General features: G+C 72.6%; 11 protein-coding genes. 1 reads left to right on the top strand and 10 read right to left on the bottom strand.

Going from position 1 to position 13,639, the window contains the following annotated elements:
* Positions 1–83 precede the first annotated feature (83 nt).
* On the bottom strand, positions 84–1,055 hold the full coding sequence (locus tag ACFWEP_RS00855) for an ABC transporter substrate-binding protein (RefSeq protein WP_387363418.1): 972 nt from the start codon (positions 1,053–1,055) through the stop codon (positions 84–86).
* A 237-nt stretch (positions 1,056–1,292) separates the two neighbouring features.
* Complete coding sequence (locus ACFWEP_RS00860; RefSeq protein ID WP_387363421.1) at positions 1,293–1,787, bottom strand: GNAT family N-acetyltransferase; 495 nt, start codon at positions 1,785–1,787, stop codon at positions 1,293–1,295.
* Positions 1,788–1,926: 139 nt separating this feature from the next.
* Here ACFWEP_RS00860 and ACFWEP_RS00865 point away from each other — a divergent pair, with 139 nt between their 5' ends.
* Positions 1,927–2,475, top strand: a complete 549-nt coding sequence (locus ACFWEP_RS00865) for a cysteine hydrolase family protein (protein ID WP_387363424.1) — start codon at positions 1,927–1,929, stop codon at positions 2,473–2,475.
* Positions 2,476–2,545: 70 nt separating this feature from the next.
* On the opposite strand, the gene ACFWEP_RS00870 is transcribed toward ACFWEP_RS00865, so the two are convergent.
* The 8 genes from ACFWEP_RS00870 to ACFWEP_RS00905 form a co-directional block, all read right to left on the bottom strand.
* The gene (locus ACFWEP_RS00870; protein ID WP_387363427.1) at positions 2,546–2,953 is read right to left on the bottom strand and encodes a PLDc N-terminal domain-containing protein; all 408 of its coding nucleotides are present in this window, start codon (positions 2,951–2,953) and stop codon (positions 2,546–2,548) included.
* Positions 2,954–3,058: 105 nt separating this feature from the next.
* Positions 3,059–5,344, bottom strand: a complete 2,286-nt coding sequence (locus tag ACFWEP_RS00875; protein WP_387363430.1) for a poly(A) polymerase — start codon at positions 5,342–5,344, stop codon at positions 3,059–3,061.
* A 34-nt stretch (positions 5,345–5,378) separates the two neighbouring features.
* On the bottom strand, positions 5,379–7,049 hold the full coding sequence (locus tag ACFWEP_RS00880; protein WP_387363433.1) for an RNA ligase family protein: 1,671 nt from the start codon (positions 7,047–7,049) through the stop codon (positions 5,379–5,381).
* Positions 7,050–7,182: 133 nt separating this feature from the next.
* Complete coding sequence (locus ACFWEP_RS00885) at positions 7,183–7,947, bottom strand: SDR family NAD(P)-dependent oxidoreductase (protein WP_387363436.1); 765 nt, start codon at positions 7,945–7,947, stop codon at positions 7,183–7,185.
* Between the two features lie 76 nt (positions 7,948–8,023).
* Positions 8,024–9,331 carry an MFS transporter gene (locus ACFWEP_RS00890; protein WP_387363439.1) on the bottom strand — a complete coding sequence of 436 codons (1,308 nt, stop codon included), beginning with the start codon at positions 9,329–9,331 and terminating at the stop codon, positions 8,024–8,026.
* A 255-nt stretch (positions 9,332–9,586) separates the two neighbouring features.
* A complete protein-coding gene (locus ACFWEP_RS00895) occupies positions 9,587–10,171 on the bottom strand; it encodes a TetR/AcrR family transcriptional regulator (protein WP_387363442.1) in 585 nt (194 codons plus the stop codon).
* A gap of 177 nt (positions 10,172–10,348) precedes the next feature.
* Positions 10,349–11,713, bottom strand: a complete 1,365-nt coding sequence (locus ACFWEP_RS00900) for a hypothetical protein (RefSeq protein WP_387363444.1) — start codon at positions 11,711–11,713, stop codon at positions 10,349–10,351.
* Between the two features lie 1,068 nt (positions 11,714–12,781).
* Positions 12,782–13,630: a helix-turn-helix domain-containing protein gene (locus ACFWEP_RS00905; RefSeq protein WP_387363447.1), complete on the bottom strand. Its 849-nt coding sequence runs from the start codon at positions 13,628–13,630 to the stop codon at positions 12,782–12,784.
* Positions 13,631–13,639 lie beyond the last annotated feature (9 nt).

Raw genomic sequence — 13,639 nt, forward strand, 5'->3', positions numbered from 1 at the left:
GTGGGACGGGGCCCTTCTTTTTCTGGGTCCGACCGGATTCATGTCCTGAACCGGGGGCTCGCGGGGTCCGCTACGGCCCTTCGTCAGGAGCGGGCCGCCATGGCGGCCGCGCCGATCTTCGGAGCCAGCTCTTCGACGGCCCATTCGATGCTGTGCGGGGTCGGCTCCGCGAGGGCCTCGGCCAGAGCGGGGTTCAGGGGGATGTACCGGCCTTCGGCGACCGCCCGCATCGTGCGGAAGGCGGGGGCCTTCTCCAGGGTGGAGAGAGCGTTCGTGGTGCCGGCGGCGAAGACGATGTCGGTGTCGGCCCGGCCGACGTCCGCGTAGTCGAGGTAGGTGCGTGCCGGGTTGCTGGCAGCGGGGAGCTGGGTGGTGAGTTCGTTCAGCTTGATCCCGAACTTCCGCAGGACGCGTGCCGAGGTGTCCTCGCGCGATTTCACCGCCCCGACGCCGTGGGGCATGGGGGAGACCAGCAGGTTGAAGCGGGTTCCGGCCATGGCGGGGAAGGCCGCGCGGGCGTCGAGGGCGATCTGTTCGGCGGCGCTGATCAGCTGTTCGCCCTGATCCTTGACGTCGAGTGCCTTGGCGATGATGCGGGTGCTGGTCTGCCAGGGGTCCGCGTCGGGCCCTTTGACGTAGTGCACGACGGGAGCTATGGCGGAGAGCTTCGCGTACACCGGGTCGAGGGTGCGGTCGCGGGTCGCCAGGATCACGTCCGGCTTGTACGAGGCGACCTGGGCGACGAGGTCGCCGTCCGCTCGGAGCAGGCGGGGGTGCTTGCCGCTGAGTGCGGTCCTGGTCCAGGGCGTGATGCCGCCGGGGACTCCTTCGGCGGCCGCGGGCATGGCCGCCGGCTTGAAGCCGAGGGAGAGCGCGATGTCGGCGCTGGCGTCGTCGAGTGCGACGACGGTACGGGGCTTTCCGTGGATCTTCGCCGTGCCGAGTCTGCCCTCGACCGAGATGGCGGGGGCCGTGGCATCGGCCGTGCAGGCGGTGGCCAGCAGCAGGGCGGAGGCCGTGCCGACGAGTGCACCGGTCCGGATGCGGGTGTTCATGCTTCTCCTTGACTCGCTCCCCGCGACAGTAGCCCGATTCGTTCGCACGTACGTTCTTGGAATATGTGATTCCGGTTGCTCGGGCCACCGGGCGGGGAGCGGGGGCGGCGGGAGCCTGCCCATGATCCGGGCGGGTCTATCCCTCGCGCGGGAAGCCCGCCCCGCCTTCGTCCGCGCCCTCGGCCGGTGCCCGGGGGTCCCCCGACCCCGCTTCCGCCCGCGCCCCTGTGCCCGCGCTCAGTCGGTGACGGCCGCCGAGGCGTTGCGGACCGGGCGGCGCACCATGTACACGTCGATCGGGTCCTGGCTCTCCTCCACGAATCCGTGGCGCTCGTACAGCGGGCGCGCGGCGCTGCCCTGCACGACGATCAGCCGGACCTCCGCGCCCGCTTCGTCGGCGCGGGTGAGCAGCGTCCGGAGGATCGCTGTACCCACACCCCGGCCCTGCACTTCGGGAGTGAGGTAGAAGTTCTCCAGCAGGCGGCCCCGCTCGGCGGGGCGCAGCGTCACGCTTCCGGCGAAGGCCCCGTCCACCTCGATGACGGAGGTGTGCTCGGGTACGAAGGTGTCGCGCAGCCGCTGGCGTACGCGGTGTTCGTCGTACCGCCCGAGTCGTTCCAGGTCCGGCCGCAGGACGACGGCGCGCAGCTCCGCGATGGTTTCGAGGTCACCGGGGAGCGCGGGGCGCAGGGCCCACGCGGCAGCCACGGGGGGCATGGTGCTGTTGTTCATCCGTCAAGTATCAAGTGTTCCTTCGCGGCGCGCTTCGCCCGGTCTCTGTCGGTGTACCCCTGCGGGGAGCCGGGTGGGGAGGCGCGCGTACCGTCGCCCCGACGAGCGGCCGTCGACCCCGTACGAGAGAAGGAATCCAATGTCCGAGCGAGCCCTGCTGATCATGGACGTCCAGACACTCATCGTCGAGCGCCTTGCCGGGCCGGGTTACCTGGACCGGTTGCGGGTGGCCGTCGACCACGCCCGGAGCGAAGGGATTCCGGTCATCCACGTGACGGTCGGGTTCCGTCCCGGTGCGCCCGAGATCCACCCGCGCAACAAGATGTTCGCCGGGTTGGCGGGGCGCCGGTCGGCGCCCGCGGGTGTGGACCCCAACCCGATCCACCCGCGGGTCGAGACCCGGCCGGAGGACGTCGTGGTCGTGAAGCGGCGGGTGAGCGGCTTCGCGGGCAGCGACCTCGACATGGTGCTGCGGGCCGGCGGTATCGAGCACCTGGTCCTCGCGGGTATCGCCACCAGCGGGGTGGTGCTCTCGACCGTGCGCCAGGCCGCCGACCTCGACTACCGGCTCACGGTCCTTTCGGACGCCTGCGCGGACGGCGATCCGGAGGTGCACCGGGTCCTGACGGAGAAGGTCTTCCCGCAGCAGGCCGAGGTCGTCACCGTGGCGGAGTGGGCCGAGGGCTGAGCGCGGCGCCGGGACCGGGTTCCCTTCCCGCGGTGGGGAGGCGACCCGGTCCCGGGGTCCTGCGCGGCGGTCAGCCGAGAATCTTCGCCTTGGCCCGCTGGAACTCCTCGTCCGAGATGTCGCCCCGCGCACGTACCTCGGAGAGCTTGGCGAGCTGGTCGGCCGGGCTGGTGTTGCCGGCCGTTTCGCGGATGTACGTCTCGAACGCGTTCTGCTGCTCCTTGGCGTGCTTGTGCTCACGGCGGCCCATGCCCCGCCCGCGCGCGATGACGTAGGCGAAGACGCCGATGTACGGGAGCACGATCACGATGAGGAGCCAGGCGGTCTTGGCGAGGCCGCTCATGTCGTCGTCGCGGAAGATGTCGGCGATGATCCGGAAGAGGAGCACCAGCCACAGGACCCAGATGAAGACCCACATCGCGGTCCAGAAGGCTCCGAGGACCGGATAGTCGTAGGCCAGGTAGACGCCGTTGCTCATCGTTCTCTCCTGTCGGGGCCGTAGCAGCACCACTCCCCCCGGGAACCTCCATCCTGCGTCCGGTCGGAGAAGTCGGCCACGCGAGCGGGGAATCTGCGGCGTCCCTCAGCCCAGGGCCGGTGCCACCACGACCCGCCTCACCCGGGCGCCGGGCAGGCCGCGCAGGATCTCCGCGCCGATCTCCGTGAGGCGCTGCGCGTCCGGGGGCGTGGCGCCGAGCCCGACGGCGTACCGGACGAACCCCGCGTCCCCCGCGCCGTCCGCGCCCCCGGCGACCGGGCGGGGCCAGGCGTGGGTGTCCGGGGAGCCGGACCGGGCGAGGGCGTCGAGGAACGCCAGGAGGCGTCCCCGGAAGCGGCCCTCGTCACCGCCTTCGCGTACGGAGACCACCGCCCAGGCCGAGTGGCGCAGATGGAGCGGCGGCGGGGTGCAGAGCCGGGCGTACGGGACGGGGTCGGCGTCCGCCGCCGCGTCCAGCACCTCCCACGCGCGGAACAGCTCCTCGGCGATCAGCTCCAGGCCCGCCGCGGACACCTGCGTGGAGCAGGAGCGTACGGGGGCGGTCGGGGTCAGGATCGTTACTGCGTCGCCGGTGGCGGAGGCGTCCGGGACGTCGTCGGAAGCCGGGCCGCCCGGGTACGCCACGGGCCGGGTCCAGTCCCACTCCGCCCACCGGGCGAAGAACCGCCGCAGCAGCGCCGTACGCGTCGGCCGGACCGTGCCTGCCGACCGGGCGGCACCCGCCTCCAGGACCGTCCGCGCCGCGAGGACCGTCCACGCGAGCCCCGGCAGTCCGCCGCACGGTGCAGAGTCGAGCCCGCGCGCCCGCGCCCAGGCCTTCACGTCGTGGAGCAGCTCCGTGAAGGCGGCGCGGTACGGGGCGGTCGCCGCGAGCAGCTCTTCCGCGTCGCTCACCGCGCTCAGCGCGACGGCCGCCGCAGGGCCCAGCTCCACGCGCCGCCCGACCGCCTCGGCGGGGGTCACTCCGTCGGGGCCGGCCGCCGGCAGGTCCACCGTCACCAGGTCCACCCGCAGCCCGTCGAGAAGGAATCGCACCCCGGGAACCCGGGCCCCGACCACCTCTCGCACCTCCTCGGCATCCGGCAGCCGACGCCCCAGCGCCCGGGCGCCGACCGGGGTCGGCAGCACCGCAACCAGGTCCACGTCCGCCCCCGGCAGCGCACCGCCCGTCCGCCGCGAGCCGACGAGGTGGACGCTCGCACCGGGCAGCGCCCGGCCCACCCGGGCGAGTACCGACTCACCCGCGTCCGGGGCGCCTTCGGCCTCCGGCCCGTCCGCCGTGGACAGCTCGACGCGCACCCCGAAGTGGTCCGAGGCGTACAGCCCGGTCGCGTCCGGGGCCGCGCCCACCAGCCCGGCCGCCACCGGACGCAGCCGCTGCGAGCGGTACAGCACCCGGTCCAGGCGGGACACGCGGCCCGTCAGCGAGCCCACGGCGGCCAGCGGGTTCACCGAGGGATCGAAGGTGGGGGTGTGGTCGTCAGGGCCGTGGACCGCCGTCCAGGCGTCGGGCAGGCCGAGTCGCGACTGCGGGTTCGGGCCGCCGTCGTTGAAGTCCCCGACCATCAGGAGGTCGCCGTCCAGATCCGCGAACCCCGTTGCCAGGTCGGCGAGTTCGCGGTCCCGGCGAGCGGCGCCCTCGGTGGAGTGGTCGCTGCTGAGGTGGGTCACCGCGACGGTGACGGGCCCGTCCGCCGTCTCCACGACGACCGCCGCGACCGCCTTGTGCCGCCCCAGCGGGTGCCACCCCGCCTCGCGCACCGGCAGGCGGCTGAGGACCAGCAGCCCGCAGTCGGCGACCTCGCGCCCGTCCAGGCCCGCCCCGAACGCGTATTCCTGGCGGACCCACGCACTGCCCGCCAGCAGGTCCAGCAGCGGAGGTTCGACCTCCTGGAGGGCGATGACGTCCGCGTCGGCGGCCCGCAACGCGTCGAGCAGCAGGGGGCGGCGGCGGGCGGTGTCGATGCGCTCGGAGTCGTAGCGGTCCCAGAGCGTGTTCCACGTCAGTACGCTCAACCCGCCTGCGGGCGGCGCTGGTTGCGTCGGGGACGCGGGCTCCCACGCCCGGCCGTCGAAGGCGTACGGGGTACGGGCAGCGAAGTACGGCGACGGCAGCGACCGCGTCTCCCGCACCCGCCCGGCCTTTGTCGAGTCCACCCGGTCCAGGCCCGAGGCGCGGTCCCACACCGTCTCGCCGTCCGCCTCGAAGAACAGCACCCGGTGCCAGGGCACCTCTCCGCCCGGCGTGAAGCGCGGCAACGGCACCCGCTTCGGCTCCCGGCCGCGCTGCGCCACCCCGATCGTGAACCGCGCCGGATCGAAGCGGGCGTCCCAGCGAATCCGGTGGTAGATCTCGTCGCTCGTCCGCATCAGGCCTTCGCCTCCCCTGTTCCGCTCGTCCGCATCAGGCCTTCGCCTCAACCGTCCCGCTCGCGCCCAGGTAGAAGGTCCGGTGCGCCTCGCCGGGGTAGGGCGGGACGTATCGCCGCAGCTGCGCCTCCTGCACCCGGGGCGGTACGGGATGCGTGCGGTGGACATTGCGCCGGGCCAGTTCGCCCGCGCCCACCACCGCCACCACGTGCGTGACCATCGCGTCCCGGCGCGAGGCGGCGGCGTGGACCAGGGTGCGCTGCCTCGGGGTGAGCGAGGTCGCGTCCCAGACCGTCGTCGTGCGGGGCCGCAACGCCCGGTCCAGCCGCTCGGCCGCTTCCCGGACCACCTCGGCGTCGGCGCTCTGGTCGGCCCGGTCGCCGCGCGCCTCGCGCAGGTCGTCGAGGGCGATGTACGTGGTGACCCCGGGCAGGGTGCGGGCGTACGTGCTCTTGCCGCTGCCGGACGGCCCGCACAGCAGCACCAGGCGCGGGAAGTCGCCGGAGCGCCAACGCCAGGTGGCGGCGACCGCCTCCCCGGCGGTCCTGATCCGGCCCAGCGCGTACGCCTCGCGGGCCTGCGCCCGGCAGCGGTCGGCCGCGTCCGGCTCCAGGTCGTCGAACGCCCCGCGCAGCCCGGCGGGTTCGCGGATCTCGTCGGCGTGCAGCGCGGACCACGCGACCTGCTCGCGTGCCTCGGCCGTGGGGGCGGTGGCCGCAGCGAGCGCGTGCAGCGTCCCCAGGTCGGCCGCCCACGACATGCGGGTCAGCCCGGTGCGGCGCTCCTCGTCCGGGTACGGGCGGTGCAGTGAACGGTGCAGCCCCACCAGGTCGGCCACCCGGACCGCCTGCGGCATGCCGAGGACCGGGGCGAGCCGGGGCGCGATCGAGGTCCGCCGGTCACGGTGGAGCAGCCCCGCCAGGACCCCGGTCAGCCGCTCGTCGCCGAAGGCGCCGGAGGCTTCGCCCATGGCCTCCGCCGTACGGGCGTCCGGCTGGTCCTCCCGCGAGGGCGGCAGCGCCTCGCGCAGGGCGTCCGCGTCGACCGCACCCCCGGAACGTACGGCCCACAGGGCGGCGGACGGGCCCAGCGTGTTCGGGACCACCGCCGCGTGCATCCAGTGCGTGCCGGTCGTCACGTGTCCCGGCCGCACCCACTTGGCCACGACCCGCCCGAACTCGTCGGCCCGGAACGACCCGGCGGGCCGAACGACGTACCCCTCCTGCCGGCCGGTGTCGAGCGTCAGCTTCCGCAGCGCCTTCTCCGCCCGCGCGTCGAACACCCCGCGCCAGAGCACCGGCGGTACGGGGATGCCCAGCCCGCGCAGGAACGCGGTGGTCTCGTCCCAGCCGAGGCAGCGTTCGCCGTCCCAGACGGAGAAGCCGTAGAAGAAGCCGTCCAGCCGGTCGTACGGGATCGAGTGGAGCGCGAACATGTTCTCCCCGCACACCCGCCACCCCGCCGGAATGCGGGAACCCACCCGCCCCTGGAGCGCCTTCACCCAGCCCCGGGACGGGTGGTGGGCGGAGTCCAGTGAGCGGGCGTGCAGCCCGTCCGCGTAGAGCGTGGTGTTCTCGCCGTCGAGCTTCTCCGTGACGACGACCTCGCGCCCGGTGAGCCCCGCCAGGTCCGTCACCCGCACGTCGTCCGAGGTGGCACCGGGCGACCAGGGCAGGTGCGGGGTGCGCGGATAGTGCGTACGCATGATGGTCGGGCCCCCGGTGCGGATGGGAAAACGACTGTCACTCTACGCAGCGGCGGGGAGGGCGGGCGACGGGATTTCCACCCGGCGGGGCTCATGTCCGGGCTCGTGGCGGGAGCCGTGGCGGGGCTCGTGATCAGGCGGAGGCGCCGCCGTCGACGACCAAGTCGGCGCCGACGACGGAAGCGGCCTCCGGGGAGGCCAGATACAGCACGGCTGCCGCGATCTCGGCGGTGGACGAGACCCGCCCCAACGGCGACGCGCCCCGCATCCGGACGGCGCGGTCGGCGTCGGACTCGCCGGGCCGCAGCGACATGGTGGTGGCGGTCGCACCGGGGCTGACGGCGTTGATGCGGATGCCCTCGGCGATGTGGTCCAGGGCGGCGCCCCGGGACAGGGCGGACACGGCCGCCTTGGTGGCTATGTACGCGGCCAGACCGGGCATGCGGACGTGCGCGCCCAGATTGGAGGAGATGTTGACGATCGCGCCACCGGTCGGCTGCTCGCGCATCCGGGCGACTTCGGCCTGGAGGCAGAGGAACACGCCCGTGACGTTGACGTCGAGCAGAGTGCGCCAGTCTGCCTCGGGAAGGTCTGCCGCGGGCGCGCCGGCCCGGAGGACACCCGCGTTGTTGACGGCGACATCCAGGCTGCCGAAGCGTTCGACGGTGTGGCGGACCAGTGCCCTGACGTCCTCGGAGCGGGTCACGTCCGCGGTGAACGAGGCTGCCGAACCGCCCTCCTTCTCCATCAGGGCGACCGTCTCGTCGAGCGATGCGGCGGTACGACCGGCCGCGACGACCGAGGCGCCTTCGGCGGCGAAGGCGAGGGCGACGGCTCTGCCGATGCCGGAGCCGGCGCCGGTGACGAGGACGGTCTTACCGGTGAAACGTGCGGTCATGATGATGACTCCTTCGGTTCGGTACTCGGCCGGGTCGGTACTCGGCCACGTCGGTACTCGGCCATGTCGGTGCTGGCTATGGGGCGCGGGTGTTGAGGGCGGCTAGGGCGGCGAGGGCTGCGAGGGCTGCGAGGGCGGCTGCCGTCGCGGCGAGTGAGGCGGCGTCGGAGCCGAGGGTGAGCAGGGCGGCGAGGACGACGGTGGGCCCCAGTTCCATCGCGGTGTTCATGACGCCGCCCGCGAGCCCGGTTCGTCGCGGCTCCACCCCGTCCGTCGCGAGGACAGCGGCCCCCGCGAAGGCGCCGGCCGCTCCGGCGGGCAGCAGGAGCAGGCCGGGGAGAAGGCCGTACGCGTACGGGGCGTGCGGTGCCAGGCCGGTGAGCGCGAGCAGCGCCAAGCCCGTCGCTGCGACCGTGAGCCCCGAGGTGGTGACGGCGGACGCGCCGTACCTGGCGATGAGCGGGCCCGTCGTACGGCCCGAGGCGAGCAGCGTCGCCGCGAACGGGACGAAGGCGGCGGAGGTCTGGAGCGGCGTCCAGCCGCGGTCCTGCTGGAGGTGGAGCGAGAGGAGGACGAACGTCGTGCCGGTCCCGGCGGCGGTCAGACCGATGGCCGCGAGCGCGAGGGCCCGGCGGGGGTCACGGAGGAATTCGAGGGGGAGGAGCGGGTCGAGGGCGCGGCGCTCGGCCATCAGGAATGCCGCGAGCAGCGCGGTTCCCGTGAGCAGCGGGGCCAGCACGGCTGCCGATCCCCAGGGGTGGGCCTCCGTGAGGACGAGACCGTAACCGGCGAGGGTGATTCCGGCGGTGGCGAGCAGAGCGCCCGGCAGATCCAGTGAACGGTTCTCAGCGGTCCGGGTGTTCGGCAGCAACCTCGGGGCGAGGGCGAGGGCGAGGACGGCCACCACGACCGGCACGGCAAGGGCCGTCCGCCAGGACGCGAGCGCCGAGACGACCCCGGAGAGCAGATTCCCCGCGGTCGCGCCGAGTACCGAGAGACCGCCCCAGGTGGCCATCGCCCGTCCGTACGCGGCGGTCCGGGGGAAGACCGTGCGCAGTACGGCCATGGCGGCGGGTGCGGAGAGCGCGGCGCCCGCGCCCTGGGCGAACCGGGCGGCGAGCAGGGTCTGCGGGCCCGGGGCGAGCAGCGCGGCGAGGGACGCCACGGCGAACACGAGCAGCCCCACGGTCAGGGCGCGGCGCCCGCCGAAACGGTCGGCGACCCGGCCGCCGAAGAGCAGCAGCCCGGCGAACGTCAGCCCGTAGGCGGCGCTGAGGAGGACCAAGTCGGCCCGGTCGAGAGAGAATTCGCGGCCGATCCGGGGAAGCGGCACGACGAGCGAGGTGAGGGTGAAGATCAGCGATATCTGTACGGTGCCGAGCAACGCGAAGGCGGGGCCGGGTGGCGTGGGGCCGGGTAACGCGGGTAACGCGGGACCGGGTGACGACTCGGTCGAGGTGGGCCCGGCTGGGGTGGGTCCGGCTGGGGTGGGCCCGACCGAAGAGTTCCTGCTGTGCGGGTCGCTCATCTCGCCCCCATATTTGACTGAACGGTCTGTTATGAAGTCATGGAGCGCCCCCTCGGAGGGGGTTACTCACGACGCCCCTCGGGGCGTTCCGCGGCACCGATCGGTGTGCCGTCAGTCGAGCAGCCTCAAGGCGTGCTCGGCGGCGTCCCGCACCCGGCCCGGATCGTCGGACGCCTTGCCGACCACCCGCAGGCCCTGCATCAGTACCAGCAGCATCCGCGCGAGCCCGCGCGGATCACGGTCCGCGGGCAACTCGTCCTGCGCCTGGGCCCGTATCAGTGCCGAGCACAGCACGGTCTCGATGCGGTCCCAGCTCGCCTCGACCCGGCGGTTCGCCGCCGTGTCGTGCGCGCTCAGCTCGGCGGCCGTGTTGGTGACGAAGCATCCCTTCGCACGGTGGTCGTCGGAGTGCGCCTCGGCCGCGAAGCGCCGCACCACCGCGCGTACCGCCGGCAGTGCGGGGCCCGGTTGGGAGAGCTCGCGCAGCAGATGCGAATCGCGGGTCTCGGTGTAGCGGTCCAGCGCCTTCAGGTACAGCTCGTGCTTGTTGCCGAAGGTGGCGTAGATGCTGGCGCGCCCGATGCCGAGGTGTTCGACGAGGTCCGTCATCGAGGTCGCCTCGTAGCCGCGTCGCCAGAACAGCTCCAGGGCTGCCCGCAGTGCGGCTTCCGGGTCGAATTCCTTGGTTCTGGCCACGGTGGAACCTTAGGCAATAGTGAAACGATCGGTCAAGTATTGTCTCTGGCTCTCTTGCTCACTCCAGTGTGGTTGTCACGCTGCCCCGGGGGAGGGCGTACGCCTGACCGTCGATGCCGCCACAGCCGGAGTGCCGCCACAAGCCGGAGTGCCGGAGTGTTCGAGTGTCCGAGCAGGTCAGTTCGTCGGCGGTTCGATCCCCGGGTCCACCGCGTCGGCCAGTAGACAGCGGTCGCACCGGATCTGCTCGGGGGCCCGGAACGCCCGGTCGCAGGCAGGGCAGTTCTGCATGGGGAGGACCGCCGGACGGTTCGGCGCCGGTCGGCTCCCGCGCTCGGTGGGGAGCGGGAGCGGTGGGGGAAGTTGGCTGGTCAGCCGCTTGGCGAGGAACTTCGCCGGGTACTTCACCTGCGCGGGCAGGTCGCCGAGGAGGGCCTCCCGCACCTGGTCCGTGTGAACGCCCCGCTCCAGCCAGACCGCCACGGTCGGCGCGAGCTCCCGCACGTCCTTCTCGCTGAGCCGTAGCTGCTTCTCCTCGCCCCGCAGCCCGCTGAGCAACTCGGCGGCGACCGCGAGCCGTGCGAGCTCGGCGGCGGTGGGCGCGGCCGGCCGGACCGGCTGCGGGAGGGAGGCGCGGATGGAGGCGGCATTGGGCACGGAGGGTGGCGCCGGAGCAGCGGGTACCGAAGGCGCAGGGGCAGCGGGAGCAGGAGCGGGTGCGGGCGGGGCGGGTGCGGGGGCCGGTGGCTGCGGCTGCGGTGGAGCGTCCGGCTCCGTACGTACGGCCTCGACCAGCGGCGCGTCCGGCGCGTCCGGTTCGGCGGCCGTGAGCACCTTTGCGGGCGCCTCCGCGTGAGCCCGGGGGCGTTCCATGGCGGCGGCGGTTGCCGGGGCGGGCGACGCGTCCTCAATCGCAGCCGCGACGGCCACCGGCTCCCACAGTTCCCGCAGCGCGTCCGATGCCGTGCACATCTCCCGTACGGGACGCTGCTGCGCACCGCTCCGGACGTGCGCGGGCCGGGTGCCGTGACGCCGGGCGGTGGCCGGAGAGCCCGCCCGCTGCCGGGGTACGGCGGTCGGCCTCCGCCCGAGTGCCTTCAGACCGGAAGCCCTCCGCCCGGCGGCCTGGCGCTCGGCCACGGCTGCCCGGGCGGCGCGGTCGTGGTGGGCGGCGTCGGGGTGGTTGTACGCGATCGTCCGCGTCATGAACCGGCCCTCGCCGACACGGTCCCGGGGGCGGTCCAGGTACCCGCACCGCTCCAGCTCGCGCATGGCCCGCGCGATGGTCTCGGCGCCTTCCTGGAAACGCTCGGCGAGCGCCTTGATGCCCACGCGGCGGCCGGGCGGCAGCGACTGGATGTGCACCGAGACGCCGATCGCGACGAGGGAGAGCTCGGGGTGCTGCGCCAGGTGGTTGCCGACCACCACGAACTCGCTGGTGAGCGGCACGGTGACGTGCGAGAGCCCGGTGGTCCGGGTGCGACTGCGGTCGATGACCACTGTCTGGGCGCGCGGGTGCGCGCTAACCTCATGGGTATCCATTGGGAAGGTTTGTCTTCCTGGTTGGCCAGGCCCTCGATCGGGATGCCAGTCCCGGCGGGGGCCGTCCTATGTCTGGTGAGGGGCGGATGCCCCTGCTGTTGGGGGGAGCATATGCCTGCCAACCGGACGAAAATCCAGCTGAGTTACCGAAACTCACCCGTCCGGGTGAGGACACGCCGAGAGGTGTGGAGTCGCCCTCGAACCCCCTGGTGGGGGAGGGGGGTTGGTTTGGTTCTTTCTCAAGTTCTTTAGAGCTTTTGGAGTCCCGAAACGCCGTGTCCCTGGGGCCCGGGACACGGGGGACGGGGTCTCGTCCCACCGGGTCCCGGGAAGCGGGACCCGGTGGTCGTAATGCTCCGCAAACCAGATGGCCCGGGGGGTCAGGACCCGGTGAGCGCCACCTTCGCCCACACCGTCTGGCGAAGCCGTGTCGCAGCGCCCTACCGGAGGCAGAGTGGTGTGGCGAAGCCAGTTGGCTGTTGGCCTCTTGGTCCCGGACGGCAGGACCCTACTTTGGGAGACGGAGGAGTTTTTTCCCCGAAACTCAGGTCACTCGTCGCGGACGACCGCCGCGAACGAGGTGCAGATACGCCGGAAGCCTCGATGGTTGCTGCGCCCCGTGTGGCTCATGCACTCCACATCGACCGCCGCACTGTCCGTCGACGCCGACGACCGCCATGTGCAGCCGAGGCACTCCGCCTCGAACGTCACATCCGTATCCGGGTGCTGTGCGATCCGGTGCCGCACGAACCGTGCGACCGAGCGCGTCACCTTCCCCGCCTGGTCTGGTGCGGGTGGTTCCTGATCTCCACATCGGCATCGGTTGCCGCCGACAGGTCACCTCTGTCCCGCGCGGCAAAGCGCTGTGCGGCCAGCGCCTCGCACACTCCGCAGCCCGCCTCCGGTTTCGGAGGCGGCAGGGGAAGTGCCAGGTTCACCGGTCCGCTCATCGTCGTACGCCCTCGTCCGCTCACACCGTGCGCCTTCCGTGCCACTCCGCAGTTGATGAGCCGACCGTAAGAAGCGCCCCTGCGGAGCAGCCACGCTGTTGCACGCGGTTGCACAGATTCACCCGAGGGCGGTGAGTGCCTTGGCGATGAGGGCACGGGCTTCAGCTCCCCGCACGGCGGTCCGGGACAGCTCGGAGAAGGCTCGGAGATACGTGGAGATCTCGCCCGGCGTGGTCAGGTTGATCTCAGCGGTGAGCGTCTCCACCGCCACCTGTCGATCGTCGAAGGCGTAGAAGGCTTCGAGCGGCCAGACGGTACGGCGGGCACCTGCCGGGATGATGCCGAGAGATACGTTCTGCTGTCCCATCACCGAGAGCAGGTAATCAAGTTGGGCCGCCATCGCGGGATCGTCGCTCACCCGGTAGTAGAGCACCGTCTCTTCGAGTACCAAGGCGAACCGGTGGTCGCCCTCCCGGATCACGCGGGAGCGCCTCGTCCTGGCCCGCACAGCGTCGGCCACGTCGTCCGGCGTTCCCTGGAAGGCTGTGATGGACCGTAGAAGTCCTGTCGCGTAGCCGGGAGTTTGGAGCATCCCCGGCACGACGTTCGATGCGTACACGCGAAACGAGCGGGTCCGTTGGTACAGCGGGACGGTCTGCTCGTGGACGCGACGCATTCCGTCGCGGTGGATCTGCCGCCATTCGACGTACATCGATTCCGCGTTCCGGGACGCGGCGATCAGATCAGCCGCGGAGTCGTCGGCCCCGCAGGCAGCGCACCAGGCGCGGATGTCCGCGTCCGAGGGCGGTGTCTTCCCTCTCGCGATCCGTGACGACTTCGACTTGTGCCAGCCGCACCGAATGGCCAACTCATGCCCTGTCAGGCCGGCGTCCTGCATGAGGCCCTGCAAGCGGGCGGCCACGGCGGCTCGTGCCGATTGAGCGCTGGAGAGCGGAGAGGGAGGCATGAGCTGACC

It is taken from the genome of Streptomyces sp. NPDC060198, from assembly GCF_042728415.1.
Lineage (GTDB): Bacteria > Actinomycetota > Actinomycetes > Streptomycetales > Streptomycetaceae > Streptomyces.